Annotated in this window: 21 protein-coding genes; 7 read left to right on the plus strand and 14 right to left on the minus strand. The window is 51.1% G+C overall.

What is annotated here, in order from left to right; all coding sequences use genetic code 11:
• Positions 1–188: 188 nt before the first annotated feature.
• A complete protein-coding gene (gene rpe / locus Q3O12_RS07165) occupies positions 189–872 on the plus strand; it encodes a ribulose-phosphate 3-epimerase (protein ID WP_301669862.1) in 684 nt (227 codons plus the stop codon).
• Positions 873–954: 82 nt separating this feature from the next.
• On the opposite strand, the gene Q3O12_RS07170 is transcribed toward rpe, so the two are convergent.
• The 9 genes from Q3O12_RS07170 to leuC form a co-directional block, all read right to left on the minus strand.
• The gene (locus Q3O12_RS07170; protein ID WP_301669863.1) at positions 955–1,428 is read right to left on the minus strand and encodes a TonB-dependent receptor domain-containing protein; all 474 of its coding nucleotides are present in this window, start codon (positions 1,426–1,428) and stop codon (positions 955–957) included.
• Between the two features lie 41 nt (positions 1,429–1,469).
• Positions 1,470–2,033, minus strand: coding sequence for a YceI family protein (locus tag Q3O12_RS07175; RefSeq protein ID WP_301669864.1), 564 nt, complete (start codon positions 2,031–2,033; stop codon positions 1,470–1,472).
• Positions 2,034–2,194: 161 nt separating this feature from the next.
• On the minus strand, positions 2,195–3,265 hold the full coding sequence (gene leuB / locus Q3O12_RS07180; protein WP_301669865.1) for a 3-isopropylmalate dehydrogenase: 1,071 nt from the start codon (positions 3,263–3,265) through the stop codon (positions 2,195–2,197).
• Positions 3,266–3,331: 66 nt separating this feature from the next.
• Entirely contained in the window at positions 3,332–4,195 is an 864-nt protein-coding gene (locus Q3O12_RS07185) for a DUF1444 family protein (protein WP_301669866.1), read from the minus strand.
• A 38-nt stretch (positions 4,196–4,233) separates the two neighbouring features.
• Positions 4,234–4,695: a NanQ anomerase/TabA/YiaL family protein gene (locus Q3O12_RS07190; protein WP_301669867.1), complete on the minus strand. Its 462-nt coding sequence runs from the start codon at positions 4,693–4,695 to the stop codon at positions 4,234–4,236.
• Positions 4,696–4,786: 91 nt separating this feature from the next.
• Positions 4,787–5,455, minus strand: a complete 669-nt coding sequence (locus tag Q3O12_RS07195) for a DUF2625 domain-containing protein (RefSeq protein ID WP_301669868.1) — start codon at positions 5,453–5,455, stop codon at positions 4,787–4,789.
• A gap of 68 nt (positions 5,456–5,523) precedes the next feature.
• Entirely contained in the window at positions 5,524–6,165 is a 642-nt protein-coding gene (leuD, locus tag Q3O12_RS07200; RefSeq protein ID WP_301669884.1) for a 3-isopropylmalate dehydratase small subunit, read from the minus strand.
• Between the two features lie 61 nt (positions 6,166–6,226).
• Entirely contained in the window at positions 6,227–6,481 is a 255-nt protein-coding gene (locus Q3O12_RS07205; protein WP_301667694.1) for a hypothetical protein, read from the minus strand.
• Between the two features lie 96 nt (positions 6,482–6,577).
• Positions 6,578–7,987: a 3-isopropylmalate dehydratase large subunit gene (gene leuC / locus Q3O12_RS07210; RefSeq protein ID WP_301669869.1), complete on the minus strand. Its 1,410-nt coding sequence runs from the start codon at positions 7,985–7,987 to the stop codon at positions 6,578–6,580.
• Between the two features lie 260 nt (positions 7,988–8,247).
• On the opposite strand from leuC, the gene gshA reads away from it, so the two are divergent.
• From gshA to Q3O12_RS07240, 6 genes are all read left to right on the plus strand, one after another.
• Positions 8,248–9,597 (plus strand): glutamate--cysteine ligase, encoded by a 1,350-nt coding sequence (gshA, locus tag Q3O12_RS07215; RefSeq protein ID WP_301669870.1) that lies wholly within the window; start codon positions 8,248–8,250, stop codon positions 9,595–9,597.
• An 86-nt stretch (positions 9,598–9,683) separates the two neighbouring features.
• A complete protein-coding gene (radC, locus tag Q3O12_RS07220) occupies positions 9,684–10,361 on the plus strand; it encodes a RadC family protein (protein ID WP_301669871.1) in 678 nt (225 codons plus the stop codon).
• 72 nt (positions 10,362–10,433) lie between these two features.
• Positions 10,434–11,159 (plus strand): epoxyqueuosine reductase QueH, encoded by a 726-nt coding sequence (locus Q3O12_RS07225; protein ID WP_301669872.1) that lies wholly within the window; start codon positions 10,434–10,436, stop codon positions 11,157–11,159.
• 152 nt (positions 11,160–11,311) lie between these two features.
• Positions 11,312–12,592, plus strand: coding sequence for a CAP domain-containing protein (locus tag Q3O12_RS07230; protein ID WP_025458415.1), 1,281 nt, complete (start codon positions 11,312–11,314; stop codon positions 12,590–12,592).
• A gap of 4 nt (positions 12,593–12,596) precedes the next feature.
• Positions 12,597–13,775: a GTPase HflX gene (hflX, locus tag Q3O12_RS07235; protein ID WP_025458416.1), complete on the plus strand. Its 1,179-nt coding sequence runs from the start codon at positions 12,597–12,599 to the stop codon at positions 13,773–13,775.
• Positions 13,772–16,228, plus strand: a complete 2,457-nt coding sequence (locus tag Q3O12_RS07240) for a heavy metal translocating P-type ATPase (protein WP_301669873.1) — start codon at positions 13,772–13,774, stop codon at positions 16,226–16,228. Before hflX ends, Q3O12_RS07240 begins: the two co-directional genes overlap by 4 nt.
• Positions 16,229–16,894: 666 nt before the next feature.
• Here Q3O12_RS07240 and Q3O12_RS07245 read toward each other — a convergent pair.
• From Q3O12_RS07245 to Q3O12_RS07265, 5 genes are all read right to left on the minus strand, one after another.
• Positions 16,895–17,671 carry a ferredoxin--NADP reductase gene (locus tag Q3O12_RS07245; protein ID WP_002213456.1) on the minus strand — a complete coding sequence of 259 codons (777 nt, stop codon included), beginning with the start codon at positions 17,669–17,671 and terminating at the stop codon, positions 16,895–16,897.
• Between the two features lie 187 nt (positions 17,672–17,858).
• On the minus strand, positions 17,859–18,653 hold the full coding sequence (locus tag Q3O12_RS07250; RefSeq protein ID WP_301669874.1) for a BUD32 family EKC/KEOPS complex subunit: 795 nt from the start codon (positions 18,651–18,653) through the stop codon (positions 17,859–17,861).
• 45 nt (positions 18,654–18,698) lie between these two features.
• The gene (gene thrC / locus Q3O12_RS07255; protein WP_301669885.1) at positions 18,699–20,108 is read right to left on the minus strand and encodes a threonine synthase; all 1,410 of its coding nucleotides are present in this window, start codon (positions 20,106–20,108) and stop codon (positions 18,699–18,701) included.
• 72 nt (positions 20,109–20,180) lie between these two features.
• The gene (locus Q3O12_RS07260; protein ID WP_002217120.1) at positions 20,181–20,552 is read right to left on the minus strand and encodes a hypothetical protein; all 372 of its coding nucleotides are present in this window, start codon (positions 20,550–20,552) and stop codon (positions 20,181–20,183) included.
• 303 nt (positions 20,553–20,855) lie between these two features.
• A partial coding sequence (locus Q3O12_RS07265; RefSeq protein ID WP_373323068.1) for an autotransporter outer membrane beta-barrel domain-containing protein occupies positions 20,856–24,111 on the minus strand: 3,256 nt, incomplete at its 5' end.

Here is a 24,111-nt window from a genome sequence, read left to right on the forward strand (position 1 = left end):
AACTTTTGTTAATAATGCGTACGTATGTCCGGCAGGCAGACATAACGGCGGAATCGGAACGTATAGTGGATTAACAAAAACCAGTACGGCGTTGCCTCGCCTTGCCGTACTATCTGTACTGTCTGCGGCTTCGTCGCCTTGTCCTGATTTTTGTTAATCCACTATAAAAGGATATTGAAGGAAAAAACATGACTACTTACCGTATCGCACCCAGCATTTTATCGGCAGATTTTGCACGGCTTGGCGAAGAGGTGGAAAGCGTCATTGCGGCTGGTGCAGATCTGATCCATTTTGACGTGATGGACAACCATTATGTGCCGAACCTGACTTTCGGCCCTATGGTTTGCGCGGCATTGAAGCCTTATGCGGGCGTGCCGATCGATGTGCATCTGATGGTCGAACCCGTTGACGACCTGATTCAGTCGTTTGCCAAAGCGGGGGCATCAATCATCACGTTCCATCCCGAAGCGAGCCGCCATATTGACCGCAGCTTGAGCCTGATTCGGGACATGGGCTGTCAGGCGGGGCTGGTGTTGAATCCGGCAACGCCCGTATATCTGTTGGAAAACGTATTGGACAGGCTGGATATGGTTTTGCTGATGTCGGTCAACCCCGGGTTCGGCGGTCAGAGCTTCATTCCGCACACTTTGGAAAAAATCAGACAGGTTCGTGCCATACTTGACCGCTATGAAGAGAAAAGCGGCAGACGTATTGCCATTGAAGTGGACGGCGGCATCAAAACCGACAATATCGCCGCTGCCGCCCAAGCCGGCGCAGATACTTTTGTGGCAGGTTCGGCGATTTTCGGCAAACCGGATTACAAGGCAGTCATCGGTGCTATGCGTGCAGAATTGAAAAAAGTGGCAGATTGAACGCTGTATCGGTATTTGAAATAAATCAATGCCGTCTGAAGAATGTTCAGACGGCATTTCGTTTACAGGCGGTATTTGATGTTTACAGCGAAATTCTCACACCGGCGCGGATAGAACGTCCGGGCAGCGGCGCAATGTATTTGAGGATGGAGTTTTGCGCGCGTGCGGTACGGTTGGTCAGGTTTCGGCCGTCCAAGAACCATTCTGTGCTGTATCTGCCGTGTTTTTGCGTATGGCTGACATAGGCATCGAGCAGGGCGTAGGAGCCGAGTGAGGGTTCTTTGTATGCCGCAGCCATGTTTCCGGTGTGTTTGGCAGCGGCGTAGCGGGTCAGGCTGCTGCCGATTTGCCATGCCCCTTTGTTCCAGCTTGCACCCAGCCCGTAGCGGGAAATAGGCAGGTTGGGCATATAGTAGCCGTCATTGCGCAGGCGGTCTGAGTCCGCATTCCTACTGTCTTTGTCGTCGGCATGATTGCGGACCCTGTCGGCAAACAGGCGCAGTTCGAGTTGTCCGTATTGTTTCAGGTCGAAAAGTTGGGTCAGCTCGATTTCCAAACCTTTTCAGACGGCATCTTTATTGATTCCTATCAAAGATTTTATTGTTTGGCTGCCTCGATTTGGATGTCGATGCGGACGCTTTTGGTCATACCGGCGTTAACGAGGTAGTCCACGCCCCATTTGGTGCGGTCGATGGTGGTGCTGAAGTCACCGCCGCAAACTTCGGTTTTCGCCATCGGGCTTTGGTAGCAGTTGAATTTTTCGGCTTTGAGTTTGACGGGGGCAGTTTTACCGTGCATGGTCAGGTTGCCGTCAACGGAAACAAGTTTTTTGCCGTTGAAATTGAATTTGGTGGAAACGAAGCGGATGTTCGGATATTGGGCGGCATCGAAGATGTCGGCTGATTTCAGGTGGTTGGTAAAGTGTTGCGAACCGCTTTGCAAGTTGGCAACGGGGATGGTGATGTCGATTTTACCGTCGCGTTTTGCTTGGTCGAACTCGACGGAACCGGTCAGACCGTAAAAACCGCCGACGTTGGTGCTGGTGTTGAAATGGTCGATGGAGAAACGGGCGTTGGCGTGATATTCGTCTACTTTGTAGGTGGCGGCGGAGGCAGTGCCGATGGTTGCTGCTGCGAGTGCGGCGATGATGATTTTTTTCATGATGATAATCCTTTGTGTGGGCCGATAAAGGCGTTTATCCTAACATAGGCGGGGATTTATGGCATTTCCTGCTGGTAAACGGTGGGTTTGCAGGCAGTTGACGAACGGGGCGGGCGGAAAAGGGCAGATGAAAAAGCGCGGTGTGATCCGCGCTTTGTTTTTTACAAGGCGGCGAGTACCGCGTCGCCCATTTCGGAGCAGGAAACGAGTTTCGTGCCTTCTTCGTAAATGTCGCCGGTACGCAAGCCTTGTTGCAGTACTTTTTGTACGGCGTTTTCGACTTGTTGCGCGCGGGCTTCGTCGTTCAGGCTGTAACGCAGCAGCATGGCAAGCGAGAGGATAGTGGCCAGCGGGTTGGCTTTGTTTTGTCCGGCGATGTCGGGGGCGGAGCCGTGGGACGGTTCGTACAGGCCTTTGCCGTTTTCGTCCAAAGAAGCAGAAGGCAGCATACCGATGGAGCCGGTCAGCATGGAGGCTTCGTCAGAGAGGATGTCGCCGAAGATGTTGCCGGTGGCAATCACATCAAATTGTTTGGGCGCGCGTACCAACTGCATGGCGGCGTTGTCCACGTACATATGGGAAAGCTCGACATCAGGGTATTGTTTGCCAATTTCTTCAAAGATTTCGCGCCACAGTTCGGTGGTTTCCAAAACGTTGGCTTTGCCTACGGAGCAGACTTTTTTGTTGCGTTTTTGGGCGGATTGGAAGGCAACATGGGCAATACGGCGGATTTCGCTTTCGCTGTATTTCATGGTGTTGTAGCCTTCGCGTTCGCCGTTTTCCAAAACACGGATGCCGCGCGGTTCGCCAAAGTAAATATCGCCGGTCAGTTCGCGTACGATAAGGATGTCGAGGCCGGCTACGATTTCCGGTTTCAGAGTGGAAGCGTTGGCCAGCTCTTTATACAAAATAGCAGGGCGTAAATTGGCAAACAGATTCAAGTCTTTACGGATGGCCAACAAGCCGCGTTCAGGACGCAGCGGACGGTCGAGATTGTCGTATTGAGGAGAACCGACTGCACCAAGCAGGACCGCATCGGCTTTACGGCAAAGGTTTTGCGTGAATTCTGGATAAGGATGGCCGTATTCGTCATAGGCTTCGCCGCCCAAAGGCGCATATTCGTAGCTGACATCCAAACCTTGTTCGATAAGTTTGTCGAGTACACGGACGGTTTCTGCAACGATTTCAGGGCCGATGCCGTCGCCGCGCAAGATAGCGATATGTTTGGTCATTTCGGGTTTCCTTATGGGAAGGTTTTAGGTAAAGGGCAGGTCGCCTGTTTTTCAGACGGCCTTAAATCAATTTGCTCTGAAAACGCTGATTGTACCATTATGGTACTGGTAAAGCTGGGTAGAAATTGCGTAGGCAGAGTCTTCAAATGCCTGCAGGGCAATATTCGCCATCGCCTGCAAAGCTTCTTCATCGGACGGGCTGCAAACGAGCAGGGCATTGCGCGCCGGGACTGCAAAAACAGGGTTGGCCGGCAGCATAGGATCGTCTTTAAGTACTTCGTCCAAAAGCAAAATCAGGGAAGCATCATAGTCGTTGTCCAAATGGATTTGGGTCAATGACCAACCTTCGGCATGATGAATTTGGACACGTCCATTCATCCGTTGGCGCAAATTATCCATGGCGGTACGATACAGGGCGTCTTCATCTTCAATACCGGCCTCTTTCATATGCTCACGATTGAGCGTATGCATGGATTCTTCCGTATCCACCATATAAAGCAACATGATATCGCCCGCAATCGGTTTGTATACCAAGTAATCGGTAGGTTCGTCTTCGTCCGTATTTGTAATCAGTCTGGCGTTTTCCAGATAAATCGTATTTTTAATTGTCGGAAGAATTTGTTGTGCTGAAACACTGGCATCAGCGTCTTGAATCTTATCGATAACCGCTAAATTGGCAGCAACAATAGCTTCCAAGGCCTCGGGATTTTGCAGATAACTTGTGTAATGGTTGCTCAAATATGTGCTGAACGATGCTTCATCGTCTTCGGAAAACTGGACGATGATAGGCGAAGAAGCAATGTTTTCGCCCCAGTCGATTTTTGCCTCAAGATCCAATTCTTCTTGGATGCGACGGGCAAAATATTCGACAAATTCCTGCCAAGTCATTAATTTAGGTTTGGAGCGGAACAACCTGCTGAAAAAAGACATATTGTGTCCTGAATAAGGGGATAAGGCCGTCTGAAATATTATAGACGTTCGGTTTCAACACGGATTTTAAAAACAACTTTGCGTATGTTTGCTCTGTCGCCGACCAACGGGGCATGCGCATCATTCGGGAAAAATAGCGCAAATTCGCCGGGCTCCAAGGTCAGCCAAGTTTCCGGCTCGCAGTTGAAAAACTCGATATCGCGCTTTTCATTGTAGCCTAAACCGTTTTTCAGACGGCCTCTGTCTATCCAGCCATATGTTTCGCTGCCATCAATCGGCGTTTGAATATCAATGTGTTTTAAGTGTGCTTCGGGCCGGGCTTCGCCTTGAGTCCTCATCGGCTCGCTGCCGATAAAAATACGGATATTGGGATTTTCGCACGGCAATTGGCCGTCCGGCAGATTGGCAAAATCTAGGGTCTGCAACAGATGGAAGGCCTCGGCAAAGTCGGGATGCAGGGCAGCGTAGCGGGGGGCATTACTTATGGTGTCGGTAATCATGGTGTGGTTAGGTAGAATTAAACTTCAGACCAATACGTTTTTAAGGATGCTTTATTTGAATTGTAACAACAAGGCCGTCTGAAAATGCTTTTTATGGAGTTGTGTTTTGCAAATCCAAAGTGGAAGCATAATGTTCCACTATGGGAACACGCTTGCGGCTGACTTGGTTTATATCGCTGCCTTCTTCAGTCCATAAAAACGGAAAGAACGTATAAACGCTGTCGCCATTCAAATCACGGATTTCTTCGCGCCAATTTTCCCAACGCAGGTTTTCGTAAAACAACTGCAAATCGCCGGTCAATGCCCAATTTAAGAAGTCGCCATAACCTTTACCGCAATCTTCCCATTCCAGTGTATCCGGTGGTAGGTAGAAAACATTACCTACTTTGTCATTCAATCCTCCGCCATTAATCGCAAAATAGCCTCCAGCAACATCATCGGCAAACAGATAATAGGGAGCAGGGCCTGTTGGCTCGGATTGTGTACGGCTTAGATTCCAACTTCCCAAACCACGAGGTAGCTTCGCGCTGCCAGAACCAAGTATCCGTAACCAACCGTCATCGATAAGGATACCGCCGGTTTCATAAACGACAGCACCCATAAACGAACGTATCGTTACTTGGGTTTTGACAAGTTCTTCCTTTGCCTTTTCAAGCGTACGTGGCAGAACTTCAACGCTGTTTACCGTTTCTGTAAGCCACTCTTGAATCAATGGCCACGCAGGGTCTTGGGTTTGGATTAATTCGTCGAATGATCTCATGGTCTATCCCAATACATTCAGTAAAGACCGTCTGAAACACTTACATTTTTCAGACGGCCTTTTGTATATCAACCGTTAAACAGCCAAGGCTGGCTTTGGCGGCGTTTTTCTTCAAAGGCGTGAATTTCGTCAGCGTGTTGCAGGGTTAGGCCGATTTCGTCCAAGCCGTTGAGGAGGCAGTGTTTGCGGTGTTCGGTAATGTCGAATGTGAATGTTTCGCCGCTAGGGGTGGTCAGGGTTTGCTCGGCAAGGTCGATGGAGAGTTGATAACCTTCGTTGGCTTCGACCTCTTTGAAAAGCCGATCGACTTGTTTTTCTGTCAAAACGATGGGCAAAAGTCCGTTTTTGTAGCAGTTGTTGAAGAAGATGTCGGCAAAGCTAGGGGCGATGACGGCGCGGAAGCCGTAGTCGTCCAATGCCCAAGGGGCGTGTTCGCGTGAAGAGCCGCAGCCGAAGTTTTTGCGCGTCAACAGGATTTGTGCGCCTTGGTAACGCGGCTGGTTCAGCGAGAAATCGAGGTTCAGCGGGCGTTTGCTGTTGTCCATACCCGGTTCGCCGTGGTCGAGGTAACGCCATTCGTCAAAGGCATTAGGGCCGAAGCCGCTGCGTTTGATGGATTTTAAAAATTGTTTGGGAATGATGGCATCGGTATCGACGTTGCTGCGGTCGAGGGGGGCGACGATGGCGGTGATTTTGGTAAAGGCTTTCATGGGTTTGCGTCTTGTGCTGACGATGCCGTCTGAAACGGTTTCAGACGGCATCGCGAATCGGTTATTCGGTGGCGTTTTCGATTTTTTCGCCGAGATGGGAAATGCCGCGTCCGACGGCATTGCCGCCTTTTTTGACGGCTTCTTTGGTTTTGTCCCAGCCTTTTTCGACGGCGTTGCCTGTTTGTTCGGCGGCGCGTTCGGCGGCGGCCTGGGTTTTGTCAAGGTTACGGGCGGTGTCTTGTTTCGCGCCCTGCCAAGTGCCGGCGCAGGCGGACAAGGCGAGGGCGGACAGGGCGGTAACGAAAAGTTTGTTCATGGTTAAACTCCTTGGTTTGAATATTAAGGTGTTTCTGCCTTACGGGACATATTTCAGACGGCCGCATCAAATTCTTAAAGACCGCCTGAAAAATATTTACGCCATCGTGCGGATGTCGGTAAAGTGCCCGGTAACGGCGGCGGCGGCGGCCATAGCGGGGCTGACGAGGTGGGTGCGCCCGCCGTTGCCTTGGCGGCCTTCAAAGTTACGGTTGGAAGTAGAGGCGCAACGTTGTCCCGGGGTCAGGCGGTCGGCATTCATCGCAAGGCACATAGAGCAGCCCGGCTCGCGCCATTCAAAACCGGCTTCGATAAATACTTTGTGCAAGCCTTCTTTTTCAGCCTGTTCTTTAACCAAACCGGAGCCGGGAACAATCAATACGCGTTGTACATTGTCCGCTTTTTTGCGGCCTTTGGCGATGGCGGCGGCTTCGCGCAAGTCTTCGATGCGGCTGTTGGTGCAAGAGCCGATGAATACGATGTCGACAGGGATTTCGTTCAGCGGCGTGCCGGCCTTCAAACCCATATATTCGAGGGCGCGTTCCATACCGCTGCGTTTGACCGGATCGGTTTCTTCGGCGGGATTAGGTACTTTTCCGCTGATATCCAAAACCATTTCAGGCGACGTACCCCAAGTAACTTGAGGCTCGATGTCTTCGGCTTTGAAGTGGTATTCTTTATCGAATACGGCGCCTTCGTCAGACACCAGCGTGCGCCAGTACTCGACAGCTTTGTCCCATGCTTCGCCTTTAGGTGCGAAAGGTTTGCCTTTGACATAGTCGATGGTGGTTTGATCGACGGCGACCATACCGGAACGCGCGCCTGCCTCAATCGCCATATTGCACAGGGTCATCCTGCCTTCCATCGAAAGGCTGCGGATGGCTTCGCCGCCGAACTCGACGGCATAGCCCGTGCCGCCTGCCGTGCCGATTTGTCCGATGATGTAGAGGGCGACGTCTTTGGCGGTAACGCCCGCTTTTAATTTACCGTCAACGGCAATCAGCATGGATTTGGATTTTTTCGCGGTAATGCACTGGGTCGCCATCGTGTGTTCGACTTCGGAAGTGCCGATGCCGTGCGCCAGTGCGCCGAATGCGCCGTGGGTGGAAGTGTGCGAATCGCCGCAGACGACGGTCATACCGGGCAGGGTCGCGCCTTGTTCAGGCCCCATAACGTGGACGATGCCCTGACCTTTGTCCATAAACGGAAAATAGGCGAGTGCGCCGAATGTTTTGATGTTTTGATCCAACGTATCGACTTGCAGCTTGGAAATCGGGTCTTGGATGCCTTTGTCCCAATCGCCGGTCGGGGTGTTGTGGTCGGCGGTGGAAACGACGCTGTCGATGCGCCACAGCTTGCGCCCCGCCATTTTCAGACCTTCAAACGCCTGCGGGCTGGTTACTTCGTGAACCAGATGGCGGTCGATGTAAAGCAGGACGGTGCCGTCTTCTTCTTCGCGGACGACGTGGCTGTTCCAGAGTTTGTCGTAAAGGGTTTGTGCTGTCATGATGTTGTTCTTTTGGATAAATGGTGATGCGGATTGGGCGGATTTTAGACGTATTCTTTACGCCGCGCAACAGATTTTGTCTAATTTTTGAGTCGGTGTTATTTTGTAAACAATTTTAACGAAAAAATTAGACATATTGTCCATTTTCAGTAAACAGTTATATCTAAAGAATGATTCGATATGAAAGAATACTTGTCGTCATTCTTTCAAAGGCATTATTATCTGTACCTTGTCAAAAAACACACAGAGGCAGACGAAAGATGAAATTACCGGTTATGTCGCCCGAACATTCGGCGCAACTTCAGGCGTTTGAGGCAAAAATCCTGTCCAATCACGCCAAAATCGAGGCGTGGTTCCGCACGCAGTGGAACGCGCACCGCCCGCCGTTTTACGGTTCGGTCGATATCCGCAACGCCGGTTACAAAATTTCGTCTATCGATATGAATTTGTTTCCGGGCGGCTTCAATAATCTGAATCCCAACTTTATCTCGCTGGCGGCGGTTGCCGCGCAAGATGCGGTGCAACGTGCCTGCGAAACGGCGAAATCCGTGTTGATTATTCCCGAAAACCACACGCGCAACACGTTCTACCTGCAAAACGTTTACGCCCTCGGCGAGATTTTGCGTTCGGCAGGGTATGAAGTGCGCTTGGGCAGCCTGAATCCTGAAGTGACTGAGCCAACCGAGTTTGAAACCGCATTGGGCGACAAAATCCTGCTTGAGCCTTTGTTGCGAACCCGCGAGCGCGTGCATCTTGCCGACGGCTTTTCGCCTTGCGTGGTTTTGTTGAACAACGACTTGTCCGCCGGCATTCCCGACATTCTCAAAGACATCAGCCAAACCGTTTTGCCTCCGTTGCACGGCGGTTGGACGACGCGCCGCAAAACCGATCATTTCGGCGCGTATAACCAAGTCGCCGCCGAATTTGCCAAGCTGATCGGCATCGACGAGTGGCAGATCAACCCGTATTTTGAAAAAATCGGCGGTTTGGACTTCCAAGTGCGGGAAGGCGAAGATGCGTTGGCAGAAGCGGTAGAACGCGTGCTGGCGAAAATCCAAGCCAAATACGACGAATTGGGTATTACCGACCAGCCTTTCGTGATTGTGAAAGCCGACGCAGGTACTTACGGTATGGGCGTGATGAGCGTCAAGTCCGCCGACGAAGTGCGCGGCTTGAATCGTAAAAACCGCAACAAAATGTCGAAGGTGAAAGAAGGTTTGGAAGTCAGCGAAGTGATTGTCCAAGAAGGTATTTATACTTATGAAACCTTAAACGGCGCGGTGTGCGAACCCGTCGTGTATATGATGGACCGCTTCGTCATCGGCGGCTTTTTCCGCGTACACGAAGGGCGCGGTGCGGACGAAAACCTCAACGCCGGCGGTATGGTGTTTGTTCCGCTGTCCAACAGCATTCCCACCGGCAACGGCGACAATTCGCAAGAAGCGCCCGAAGCCTGCAAGCGCGTATTCGAACAATGGGATTCACTCGGTATGCCGCGCTCCGAAAAAGACTGCGATGTGGACAACGAACACAACCGCCTCTATGTGTACGGCGTAATGGCGCGCCTGTCGCTTTTGGCGGCTTCAATCGAGTTGGAAGAAACGGCGTAAGACTGTTTTGAAATACAGATGCCGTCTGAAGCGGAAATCCGGTTCAGACGGCATTTCAAATACAAACGCAAACGAAAAGGGATGAGATGAGCATCAAGCAATGGCCGGAGGGGGAAAGGCCGAGGGAAAAGCTGTTGGAACGCGGGGCGGAGGCGTTGAGCGATGCCGAACTTTTGGCAATCCTTTTACGCGTCGGCACACGCGGAATGAGCGCGGTCGATTTGGCGCGCTACCTGTTGCAGGAGTTCGGCAGCTTGGGGAGGCTGATGAGCGCGGAGGTCGGCAAACTGTCGGCATATAAAGGAATGGGGACGGCGAGTTTCACACAGTTCGCCGTAGTCAGGGAAATCGGGCGGCGGATATTGGCGGAAGAATTGCAAGAAGAAATCACCTTATCCGATCCCGATACCGTTGCCGATTACCTGCGCTTTCATTTGGGACAGGAAAAAGTCGAAGTCAGCGTCGCGCTGCTCTTGAACCGCCAAAACCGGCTAATCGGTGTGCGTGAATTGTCCCGGGGGACGGTTGCGGAAAACACGATTTACATCCGCGAAATCGTCAAACTGGCTTTGGACGAGTATGCCGACAGCCTGATTATCGCGCACAACCACCCGGGCGGCTCGCCCGAACCTTCGCAGGAAGACATCATGTTCACAAGGCGGCTGGCACAGGCCATGTCGCTGGTCGATGTGTCGCTGCTCGACCATTTTATCGTTACCTCGCAAAGCGTCCGTTCGTTCAGACAGCTCGGGCTGATGCCCTGACACCCTGTTTTACATTCGGCGGCTCTGATAAAATAGCCGCTTCGACCGTATTCGACAGATATTGTTAAGTTAATGGAAACACAAAACAAACCTACCGTTACCGACATCGACCGCCCGGTTCTCGTTCCGCCCGGCGGCAACAAAAAAGTCCTGCTGCATTCCTGCTGCGCCCCGTGCAGCGGCGAAGTGATGGAGGCGATGCTCGCCAGCGGCATCGACTACACCATTTATTTCTACAATCCCAATATCCATCCGCACAAAGAATATATGCTCCGAAAAGAGGAAAACGTGCGCTTTGCGGAAAAGTTCGGCATCCCCTTCATCGACAAAGACGACGATTACGAAAACGACCGCAAAGAATGGTTTGCCAAAGCCAAAGGCATGGAGTTTGAGCCGGAGCGCGGCATCCGCTGTACGATGTGTTTCGATATGCGTTTTGAAAAAGCGGCGCAATACGCGCACGAACACGGCTTCCCCGTCTTTACCAGTTCGCTGGGCATTTCACGCTGGAAAAATATGGCGCAAATCAACGACTGCGGACACCGCGCCGCCGCGCCCTATGATGATGTGGTCTATTGGGATTTCAACTGGCGCAAAGGCGGAGGCAGTGCGCGTATGATTGAAATCAGCAAACGTGAAAACTTCTACCAGCAGGAATATTGCGGTTGCGCCTATTCCCTGAGGGATTCCAACGCCCACCGCAAATCACAGGGACGCATCCCCATCAAGCTCGGCGTGCTGTATTACGGGGACGAGTCTACGCAATACGAACCCGTACCGGTTCGGGTGGACAAATAAACACCCGATGCCGTCTGAAGGTTCAGACGGCATCGGGTTCGGCATCGGCACGGGGAAAGGTTTACCGGTTTCGCAATCGGCAAGCAGAAACGTGATTTTCAAGTTTGCCGTTTTCATGAAATATCCCGTTGCCGGGGCGAGAGGGCGACATCATGAAATCCCTTGTTATCTGGCTGCTTCTGTTGGGCTCGGCAGCAGGCGTTTTCTACCATACCCAAAACCAATCCCTGCCCGTGGGGGAACTTGTCTATCCGTCTGCACCGCAAATCAGGGGAGAGGGCGATGCGTTGCACTACCTCAACCTCATCCGCACACAAATCGGTTTGTACGAGCTGGCACACGCGCCGGTTTTGGAAAATTCCGCCCGCAGGCACGCACGCTATCTCACGCTCAATCCCGAAGATGGACACGGCGAACACCATCCCGATAATCCGCACTACACCGCACAAAAGCTGACCGAACGCACACGCCTTGCTGGGTATCTCTACAACGGCGTGCATGAAAACATCAGCACGGAAGAAGAAGCCGCCGAATCGTCCGACAGCGACATCCGCACGCAGCAACGCCAAGTGGACGGATTAATGAGCGCAATCTACCACCGCCTTTCGCTGCTTGACCGGCATACGGATGAGGCAGGAGCGGCATTTGTGCGCGAAAACGGCAAAACCGTCGTCGTATTCAATCAGGGCAACGGCAGGTTTGAGCGGCATTGCGCCCAAGGCAGAAATCAGCCTGAAGCGGGACGGCACTATTACCGCAACGCCTGCCACAACGGTGCGGTCGTGTACACCGACGAAGCCATGCCCGCACAGGAGCTGCTCTATACAGCCTATCCCGTCGGCAGCGGCGCACTGCCTTATTTTTACGGGGAGCGTCCCGACCCCATGCCGGGATATGAAATGACGGGCAATCCTGTCAGCATTGATTTTTCTGAGGCGGCAGGCAAAATTACGATGAAAAGTTTCAAGCTGTATCAGGGTAAAAACGAAATCCGCCCCGTCAGGGTTTTAACCGCCGGCAACGATCCCAACGGCAGGCTGACCGCGCACCAATTCGCGCTTTTCCCGCTCAAGCCTTTGGAATACGGCACGCTCTATACGGCGGTATTCGACTATGTCCGCAACGGACGGCGTGGGCAGGCGAAATGGCAGTTTAAAACCCGAAAACCCGATTACCCTTATTTTGAGGTAAACGGCGGCGAGACGCTTGCGGTTAGAAAAGGCGAAAAATATTTCATCCACTGGCGCGGACGCTGGTGTTTGGAAGCGTGTACCCGTTATACCTACCGGCAGCGGCCCGGCAGCCGCCTGTCCATAGGAAGGCACGAGGCGGGCGGCATCGTCTTCAGCGTTGGCGGAATGACGGGCAGCCGCATCACGCTTGCACCGGAAGACAGCCCGGAACGAGGCGTTACCCTTTATTTACAGGATTGAATACATGACAGGCAGAACAGGCCGCAACGGCAGTACCCAAGCGCAACCGGAACGCGTCATGCTGGTGGGCGTGATGTTGGATAAGGAAGGAACGGGCAGTAGTGCCGCCCGTCTGAACGGTTTTCAGACGGCATTGGCAGAAGCCGTCGAGCTGGTCAAAGCGGCGGGCGGCAATCCCGTCCTTGTGGAAACCGCCAAACGCGACCGTCCGCACACCGCGCTGTTTGTCGGCACGGGCAAGGCGGCGGAGCTGTCGGAAGCAGTTGCCGCAGACGGCATCGATTTGGTCGTATTCAACCACGAACTCACGCCCACGCAGGAACGCAACCTTGAAAAAGAACTGGAATGCCGCGTATTGGACAGGGTAGGGCTGATTCTGGCGATTTTCGCCCGCCGCGCCCGCACGCAGGAAGGCAGGCTGCAAGTCGAGTTGGCGCAATTGAGCCATTTGGCGGGACGCTTGATACGCGGTTACGGACATTTGCAAAGCCAGCGAGGCGGTATCGGCATGAAAGGCCCGGGCGAAACCAAATTGGAAACCGACCGCCGATTGATCGCCCATCGAATCAACGCCTTGAAAAAACAGCTTGCCAACCTCAAAAAACAGCGCGCGCTGCGCCGCAAGTCCCGCGAATCGGGCAGAATCAAAACGTTTGCGCTGGTCGGCTATACTAATGTCGGCAAATCCAGCCTGTTCAACCGGCTGACCAAGTCGGGCATATATGCGAAAGACCAGCTTTTCGCCACACTCGACACGACGGCGCGACGGCTGTACATCAGTCCCGAATGCAGCATTATCCTGACCGATACCGTCGGATTCGTCAGCGATTTGCCGCACAAGCTGATTTCGGCATTTTCCGCCACGCTGGAAGAAACCGCGCAAGCCGATGTGCTGCTGCACGTCGTCGATGCCGCCGCCCCGAACAGCGGACAGCAGATTGAAGACGTGGAAAACGTACTGCAAGAAATCCATGCCGGCGATATTCCGTGCATCAAGGTGTACAACAAAACCGACCTGCTGCCGTCTGAAGAACAAAACACGGGCATATGGCGCGACGCTGCGGGAAAAATTGCCGCCGTCCGCATTTCCGTTGCTGAAAATACCGGTATAGACGCACTGCGCGAAGCCATTGCCGAGTATTGTGCCGCCGCACCAAACACAGACGAAACCGAAATGCCATGAAAAAAACCTGTTTCCACTGCGGGCTGGATGTTCCCGAACACCTCCACCTGACTGTCCGTTACGAAAACGAAGACCGCGAAACCTGCTGCGCCGGTTGTCAGGCGGTCGCACAAAGCATTATTGACGCGGGCTTGGGCAGTTATTACAAACAACGCACCGCCGACGCGCAAAAAACCGAGCTGCCGCCCCAAGAAATCCTCGACCAAATCCGCCTGTACGACCTGCCCGAAGTCCAGTCCGACTTTGTGGAAACCCACGGCGGCACGCGCGAGGCGGTTTTAATGCTCGGCGGCATCACCTGCGCCGCCTGCGTCTGGCTGATCGAACAGCAGCTTTTGCGTACAGACGGCATTGTCCGCATCGACCTCAATTACAGCACGCACCGCTGCCGCGTCGTCTGGGACGACGGCAAAATCCGCCTTTCCGACATTTTGTTGAAAATCAGGCAGACGGGTTATACCGCCGAACCCTATGACGCGCAAAAAATCGAAGCCGCCAACCAAAAAGAACGCAAACAATACATCGTCCGCCTCGCCGTTGCCGGACTGGGGATGATGCAGACGATGATGTTCGCGCTGCCGACCTACCTTTACGGCGGCGACATCGAACCCGATTTTTTAAAAATCCTCCATTGGGGCGGTTTTTTAATGGTGTTGCCCGTCGTATTCTATTGCGCCGTCCCGTTTTATCAAGGCGCGTTGCGCGACCTGAAAAACCGCCGCGTCGGCATGGACACGCCGATTACCGTCGCTATCATCATGACCTTTATCGCCGGCGTTTACAGCCTTGCGACCAATGCGGGACAGGGGATGTATTTCGAATCCATCGCCATGCTGCTGTTTTTCCTGCTGGGCGGACGTTTTATGGAACAAATCGCCCGACGTAAGGCAGGCGATGCCGCCGAGAGGCTGGTTAAGCTGATTCCTGCGTTTTGCCATCATATGCCCGATTACCCCGATACGCAGGAAACCTGCGAGGCAGCCGTCGTCAAATTGAAGGCGGGCGATATCGTGATGGTCAAACCGGGGGAGACCGTACCTGTCGACGGTACGGTTGTCGAAGGCAGCAGCGCGGTCAACGAAGCTATGCTGACCGGCGAGAGCCTGCCCGTCGCCAAAATGCCGTCTGAAAAAGTAACCGCCGGCACACTCAACACGCAAAGCCCCCTGATTATACGCACCGACCGCACCGGCGGCGGCACGCGACTGTCGCACATCGTCCGCCTGCTCGACCGCGCCTTAGCGCAAAAACCGCGCACTGCCGAGTTGGCGGAACAATACGCCTCGTCTTTCATATTCGGCGAACTCCTGCTTGCCGTCCCCGTCTTCATCGGCTGGACGCTGTACGCCGACGCGCACACCGCATTGTGGATTACCGTCGCCCTGCTGGTCATTACCTGCCCCTGCGCCTTATCGCTTGCCACGCCGACCGCGCTGGCAGCTTCTACCGGTACGCTGGCGCGCGAAGGTATTTTAATCGGCGGAAAGCAGGCAATCGAAACCCTCGCCCAAACCACCGACATCATCTTCGACAAAACCGGCACGCTGACCCAAGGCAAACCCGCCGTCCGCCGTATCTCATTGTTGAGAGGCACAGACGAAGCCTTTGTTCTCGCGGTGGCGCAGGCTTTAGAACAACAGTCCGAACATCCCCTTGCCCGCGCCATCCTCAACTGCCGCATTTCAGACGGCAGCGTCCCCGACATCGCTATTAAACAACGCCTCAACCGCATCGGCGAAGGCGTGGGCGCGCAACTGACCGTCAACGGCGAAACACAGGTTTGGGCATTGGGCAGGGCATCCTATGTCGCCGAAATTTCAGGCAAAGAACCGCAAACAGAAGGCGGCGGCAGCGCGGTTTACCTCGGCAGTCAAAGCGGTTTCCAAGCCGTGTTCTACCTGACCGACCCCTTGAAAGACAGCGCGGCGGAGGCGGTGCGGCAGTTGGCAGGCAAAAACCTGACCCTGCACATCCTCAGCGGCGACCGCGAAACCGCCGTTGCCGAAACCGCACGCGCCCTGGGTGTCGCGCACTACCGCGCCCAAGCCATGCCCGAGGACAAACTGGAATACGTCAAAGCCTTGCAAAAAGAAGGGAAAAAAGTGCTGATGATAGGCGACGGCATCAACGACGCGCCCGTTTTGGCGCAGGCAGACGTATCCGCCGCCGCAGCCGGTGGGACGGATATTGCGAGGGACGGCGCGGACATTGTGTTATTGAACGAAGATTTGCGTACCGTCGCCCACCTGCTCGATCAGGCGCGGCGCACCCGCCATATTATCCGGCAAAACCTGATATGGGCGGGCGCGTACAATATCATTGCCGTACCGCTTGCCGTTTTGGGCTATGTCCAACCGTGGATAGCCGCACTGGGTATGAGCTTCAGTTCGCTGGCGGTTTTGGGCAACACCCTGCGCCTTCACAAACGGGAGGAAATGCCGTCCGAACAATGACGGACGGCGCTGCTTCAGATGTATAGTTGATGAAAACAAAAATAAGACGATGAAGGATTGCAAACTTAAAGTATGTATTGTTACCGCTCAAACACGTTGGCGTTCAAAATTTGAGATCGAATTGTTAGGCATTTGATTTTTATTTTGATTTTATTAAATAAGAGATTATATTAATGTGGAAAAAATTAAAAAGTGGATTTATGCGACAAATGGAATAATGATGTCAATATGGATCATTTTTTTCCAAATACTGGCTCTGTGTATGACGGTGGCAGAACAACCATTTTCAATGAAAACCATCCTTTTCATTTTATTTTCTGCATAACATTTCTTATTGGGACAGTTTTTCTTATATATCAATCATATAATGATAATTAATTTTTAACATCCTATTGTCATATCATGATGAAATGACAATAGGGATGTTTTTCTGCTTTGGCTACGGCAAAACACCGTCGTCATTCCCGCGCAAGCGGGAATCTATATGTTTGGTTTCTCTTTTATTTTCAAACGATAATGAAACAGGTAAGTCCGGATTCCCACCTGTGTTGGAATGACGGAAATGTGCATTTCTAATTTTTACCCACTATAAAAACCCCGAATCCTGATTGGCAGGATTCGGGTTTTTTTATCGCTGATGCCGTTCAGACGGGATTTTCAAACAGCTTATTGATCTACAAACGCACGCTCAATCAGGTAGTCGCCGCGCACGCCTGTTTTCGGGGAGACGGTCAGACCGAAATCGTCCAAAACTTTGCAGGTGTCTTTCAGCATCGCGGGGCTGCCGCACAGCATGGCGCGGTCGTCTTGCGGGTTGATTTTGGGCAGGCCGATGTCTTCAAACAGTTTGCCGCTCACCATCAGGTCGGTTAGGCGACCGTGGTGTTCGAATTCTTCGCGCGAAACAATCGGGTAGTAAATCAGTTTTTCTTTAACCAAGTCACCGAGGTATTCGTGTTCGGGCAATTCTTTGGTAAAGCGGTCGTAGTACGCCAAATCTTTTTTGTAGCGCACGCCGTGTACGAGGATGATTTTTTCAAATTGCTCGTAAATTTCGGGGTCTTTGGTGATGCTCAAGAAAGGAGCGATGCCGGTACCGGTGCTCAACAAGTAAAGGTGTTTGCCCGGATTCAGGTCGCCGGCAACCAGGGTTCCGGTCGGTTTTTTGCTGATTAACACGTCGTCGCCGACTTTGAGGTGTTGCAGGCGGCTGGTCAGCGGACCGTCTTGGACTTTAATGCTGAAAAATTCGAGGTGTTCTTCCCAGTTGGCGGAGGCGACGCTGTATGCGCGCATCAGCGGCTTGCCGTCCACCATCAATCCGACCATAACGAACTGTCCGTTTTCAAAGCGCAACGATTCGTCGCGGGTGCAGGTAAAGGTAAAATATGCGTCTGTCCAGTGGTGTACGGACAATACTTTTTGGGTATTGAATGCTGCCATTTGGGTTTCCTGTCAGTAAAAGAAATGGATAGTGCTTGTTCGGGATGTGCGGCAGAGTGAAAATGTCTGCCCGATTCGGGGTAAAGCCAAAATTCTAAACGAAACGGATGGTTGCGACAATGCTTGATGCGCGTTGGTTATATGCCGTCTGAAGGGCTTCAGACGGCATCGCGGGGCGGGCGGCGGCTTACGGCGGCATATCGGCAAGGGAAATCAGGGAAATCGAGGCTGCCAGCCTGAGCGCGTCCCGTCCCCAGCGGGGGTGTTCCAGCCTGCGTATCGGGAGGATCGGTTTGACGGTGGTGGCAATCAGCTTTTGTATTTCGGCAGGCTGATCCGACAATACGCCGCCCCATTTTTTCGCAGCCGCTTCCAGCAGTCCGCCGTTTTTCAATATCAGCGCGGTCGAATGGATGTAGCAGAGCCAATCGCGGGCTTGGCATTGCGCTATGGTCAGGACCTCGGAAGGGTCGTCTTCAAAATCCAAAAAGCTGATGTTTTTTCCGTCCGACATCATATTCCGTGCAAACGCCTGACTGAGGAACTGCTGTTTTTTATGCACGCGTGCAATGGCTTCCAAACCGGCAAGCCAAGCGTCCGCCTTTCCGGCTTCGGCTTCTTGGCGGATTTGCGCATCGAGCGGGATGCCTTCCAAATTGCTGAACATAAGGGCATTTTTCCGGACGGCGAGCAATTCGGGAACGGCTATCCCCGCCGCGCGCAATTCGTACAGGCGTTTTGATTCGGTTGCAATGGCAGGCTCGCCGCCGAGGCTGGGAACCGGCTTCAACACCCCCAGTTTCAAATATCGGGCAACCATACCGAGCAGCGCGTAACGCCATCGCGCATTGTGCCTGCCTGCTTTGCGTATCCATACCTTGGTTCCGTCGGCAAGCAGGTGGGGGGCGATGGCTGCCTCCTGTTTTGCCGCCAGTTCGTCCAGCAGTATGGAAAAATGGGTTTCCTGCATAGGTACGGTCATTTTCTTTCAATCTTAAGTTCGGACGGAATGCCCCTGTACGGAATATCAGGCAAGGGTTTGTTCGATGATGCCTTTTACCGCATCCGCACTGTTCGGCACGGTTTGCACGCGTTGCGGCAGGTTTTCCAAACCTTCCAGCGCGGCAGGGCGCGGAATGGCGACATCGCCGACGGCTTCGCGTATGGTCGCATCGAATTTCGCCGCCAACGCGGTTTCCAAACAAACCACCGTTTCACCTTCTTCGCGCACTTCGCGGGCGACTTTTACGCCGTCGGCAGTGTGCGGGTCGATGAGTTCTTGGTCTTGCCCGTAAACCTGCTTGATAGTGGCGAGGCGGTCGGCGTGGGTGGACTTGCCGGAAGTAAAGCCGTATTTGCCGCCGACTTTGTCCAAGGCAAATCGCAGGTCAAAGCCCTTGCCCGCCGCTACTTCCGCCCACAGCGTATTGATTTCCTGAGGATTGCGATCCATCAGGTCGAACACGAAACGCTCGAAGTTGGACGCTTTGGAAATGTCCATCGACGGGCTGGAGGTAACATAAGTATGCGCGCTGTTGCGCGGGCGGTACGCGCCGGTTTTGAAAAACTCGTCCAATACATCGTTTTCATTGGTCGCGACAATCAGGCGGCGGACAGGCAGGCCCATTTGTTTGGCGATGTGTCCCGCGCAAACGTTGCCGAAGTTGCCGCTCGGCACGCAAAAGCTGACTTGCTCGTCATTGCTTTGCGTCGCTTTGAAATAGCCGGCAAAGTAATAAACCACTTGCGCGACGATGCGTCCCCAGTTAATCGAATTGACCGTACCGATATGGTATTTTTCCTTGAACGCGGCATCGTTTTGCACCGCCTTCACAATATCCTGACAGTCGTCAAACATACCCTTCACGGCGATATTGTGGATATTCCCGTCTTGCAGGCTGTACATCTGCGCACGTTGGAACGCGCTCATCTTACCGTCGGGCGACAGCATAAATACGTTCACGCCTTTTTTGCCGCGCAAGGCATATTCCGCAGCCGAACCCGTATCACCGCTGGTTGCACCCAAGATATTGAGTTTTTTGCCTTCTTTGTTTAAAACATATTCAAACGCATTGCCCAAAAACTGCATTGCCATATCTTTGAACGCCAGCGTCGGGCCGTTGGACAAGGCTTGGATTTTGATGCCGTCTGAAAGCGTGCGGACGGGGGTGATTTCCTTAGTACCGAACGCCGCTTCCGTGTAAGTGCGGTTCAGAATGTCGCGCAAATCGTCCTCCGGAATATCCGTAACAAACAGGCGCATAATTTCAAACGCCAATTCGGGATAAGCTAAACCGCGCCATTTGTCCAAGGTTTCGCGCCCGATTTGCGGATAATGTTCCGGCAGCATCAGGCCGCCGTCGGGGGCAAGCCCCATCAATAAAACTTCGCTGAACGGTTTGTGTGCGGTTTCGCCGCGCGTGCTGATGTATTTCATGATTTTTCTCGTCTGTCGAAATTGCAGGAAAACGGCTTCAGACGGCATCTGCCTCATGACGTCTGAAGAAGGTTAGCGGTACAGGTGTTTGAAGCAGGCGGAAACCGTTTTGGCGGTCAGGGCGGCAAGTGCCTGATTGCGCGTGGACGGAGCCAGCATCTGCATCACATCGTTGCCGGTCATCCGTTCGGGTGCTTCTTGGGCGACGCAAGCGCAAATCTTGTTTTCCCACTCCGCCTGTTTTTCGGCACTCATCGCCAGCGCGGTCAAACGCCATTCGCTGCGTTTGTCCAATTCCGCACGGCATTGGCTCCCGACCGCCATTTTGACGATGCTGCCGCCCATGCCTGTGCCGCCGTCTAAGCTGCCGAATGTGTTACCGCCCCCGGCGGCGCAGCCGCCGAGTAAGATTGCCACCGGCAAAATAGACAAGGTTTTATTCATCTCAATTCCTTTTCAGTTGAAACCCCGCCTTTTATGGCGATAGAATCTGATTAGCCGCCCCGTTCGGGATAACGCGAAAGGCGGCGTTTTATGCGCCGTTCCGAGTGTTGGAGTAAACCGTTTGAATATCCGGTTGAAGCCCGGCAACATTATACTTCAATCGGGAAAATAAAAAATCCCGCCGCCGTCATTTTGCCTGTTTGCAAAAATGCCGTCTGAAAGCGGTTCAGACGGCATTTCATTGTGGTTTATCCTAGAGACTTGAATGGATTTAACCTATTGTTGCGATAAGGTTTCAATCATTCAGTCAAACTGATGGGAAACGGATAAGCGGATGTTGTACGATCCTTTTTTCCCGCCGGAAAACTCTTTTTCCGCATCGGCAAAGACATTCGTTTTTTTGCCTGTCCGCGCATTGTAGCCCAATCCGACGGAATACCAAGTCCCCCTCGTATTCCATTTTTGAGCATAATTGCTGTTGCCTTCAAATGCCTTAAAGGAACGGCTGCCCAAAAATTCATGAAGGATATTGCCTTTGATATAGAAAAGTTTTTTGCCTTCGTCAAATTTTCTCACGACATCCAAACCCAAACGGCCTATCAGGCTGTTTACGTGGCTTAAATTGACGTTTATGCCGTTATCGAGCCGATAGTCGGCACCTCTCAAATAGGAATATTGCAACTGTACTTGCGGTGTAATCCGCCACAATTTATCGTCATCTAAAAATTTACGGCGGCCGTATTCGGTGCTGATAGAGAATAGGGTGTTGCTATATTTTCCCTTGCCCCATAATTGACCCATATGATTTCGTGCAATCACACGGTTACGCAGTTTTCCTATTTTTAATACATTGTCGATATACCCTGTTGCGTCTCCTTCTTTATCTATGTATTGGGTAGTATTGTACAGAGCCAATTCATATTTCCTGATTTTGCCCTTGCCAAACGTATTCCATAATGATGTCCTGCCGTGGCCGTAGTCGAAACTTATGCCCCATTTGCGTTTTTTCTCCTGCTCGTTGAGGCTGAAGCGGTCATATCCGATTTCAAAATCGTTGTTATGAAACCTAAACGCATTGGATTGAATCAAACGGGTATGCGTCAGCCTTATCCAATCACCTTCTTTTTTATCCAACGTTGAAAAAGCCCGCTCCCCTTCGCGTTTGGTATAAGTATCCAAAGTGAACGCATAATGTGCGGTTGAGTCGAACATATCATTGATATTTTTGCCATTTCGGCTCGGATTGCCAGTAGCCTGTTTGACTAAATAGACATTTTTTCTATGCTCGCTACCATACATCGCATCCACATCTGTGTTACCTGCTTTTTCAGCAGTCATTGTTTCACCATTAAATCTGCGATTGTAATCATCGTTATTGCTTGGATCAGTTTTATGGTCAGAATATTCAACCGTTAAAGCCTGCTCCATAAGATGTGTATCATCAATATATTTCTTACCGTTCACAAATTCATTGCCTGAATTTTCTCGAACAGTCGCAAAACGCAGGCGGTCGCCGTAATTCATACTGTCGAGCACTTCGGACAGATTTTTGACGACGACTTCTTGCGGAGTGGACGTTCCTTTTTTCACATAGAGCATATCGCTGTGAATGCCGTCTTTATTCAGATGCATCAAGAATTTATTGGCACCCGCCAATTCGCCGATATGTAAGGCGCGTCCGCTCGTTTTGCTGTTACTGTCAAAATCAACCGTACCTTCGCCGCTCAATTTATCCATCCAGCTTTGACCTGTCATCGTCCATAATGCGTCTTTGGCTAAATTAAGGTTAATTTCGCCCGCACTTTTGCCTTCTAGGTTATTGACATATCGGTTGAATAAATCTTTATGGGTAGGATTATTTAACCCAGCAAAGTTATCTAAACGACCTACTAAATGACTGTTTGGTGTGAAGTCTAACTCTACTTTGCCATTATTTGCGGATAACACATCACCTGTTAATGTCATAGTGTTAGTAGAGAAATTTAATGGTTTAATAGCAATATTACCGCCATTTGCGATGGTTGCGCCCGTAATTTCACTCTTATCAGCATAATTTAAGTTGATGCGCCCCTCTGTTGATGCGTGATTAGCGATTTTTGAACTTAATTTAATTTGACCATTTACATCTATCTTAGCACTGTTTAATGAATAAATACCTGTTTCAGAGGCATTAATAGTATTGTTTCTAGCAGCTAAAGTAACACTTGCCTTAGTGTCGGATTTAATCCCTTCGTGTTTGGCATTAATCGTATTGTCTTCTTTTGCAGTTAATAAGATTGATCCATTATTTGAGGCAAATATATTAACAGTTTTATCTGCTTTAGAATTAACATTAAGATTAACAATATTGCTTTTTTGAGAATCTAAATTAATGGTTGAATCATCACTGTAAATAGCAACATTACTGCCATTAATTTCGTTTTTATCTTCTGCTTTTAAAGTTTGCTGACTTTTTTCAGAAGCATACAGTCCCAATTTACTAGATACTTGGTTTTCCTTTCCATTCAGAGCAATATGACTACCCTCATGTCTAGTCCAAACACCTGTTCCACCACCAATAATCTCATTTTTTTCGCTGGCAGTTACCGTTTGTTGACCTTTACCAAATGCTTTCATTCCATTTTGAAAGGCTAAAATAGTATTGTTTTTACCATCAATAGTGACAGTGGCTTGAGTGTGAGCATTAGACCCATCATTTGCTCCTGCAATAGCATTATCTTCTTTGGCGGTAATCCCAACTTTAGCACCGTCTTGCGATACCACGCCATTATGTTCAAAAGCTCGCGCTTTATCGCTTAATTCAGTGAGAATATAATTATTTTTACCCGTCAATTTAACTAAAGACTTATCTCCTGCACTAAGTATGCCATTTGAGCCTTTTTTACCTTTATAATGATCGGTTTCCTTTAACACAGCAGAATTTTCAAGATAATCCATATCTGCATCGGTGGCTTTCATGGTAATGATATTATCTTTACCTGCCTCTAAGATAATTTTATTGCCATCATTGGTTAATGAAGGGCGGTCATTAGCTTGGGGGATTAAAGTAGCCAATCCATCGCTGTTATAAGCTGCGTTTTCAACCGTAATTTCATTATTTTCTTTTGCTGTTGCTGTAACAGAAGAGTTGGCAGAAACTTGTAAACCCTCTTCATACATAGGATTACCGCCCACTTCCACAATATTATTTTTGGCAGTCAAGGTGACTTGACTGTCGGTTGATGATTGAATACCTGTTCTGTAGTGTTCGCCTTCAGCTCTTTCAATAGGTGTGTTTAAATCCGGATTTTTTACCTTAATGATATTATTACCTTCTTCTGCTTCAAGAGTTGCTTTTGAATTATGAGTGGCAATAATTCCTTTTACAGAAGAGTGGTTTCTTACGTTTATATCTACTTCATTATTGCCTTTGGTCGCTTTTAAACTTACAGAGCTAAACTTATCAATAGTTGGATCGGTTAAATTACTCGGTTGATTATTAACAAAAATACCTGTAGTGTGATCTGAGTAAGGGCTAGCATCAGTTGGATTACGCTTACCTAAGCCTAGCCCCCCCCCC

Source organism: Neisseria benedictiae, assembly GCF_958267435.1.
GTDB classification, from domain to species: domain Bacteria; phylum Pseudomonadota; class Gammaproteobacteria; order Burkholderiales; family Neisseriaceae; genus Neisseria; species Neisseria bergeri.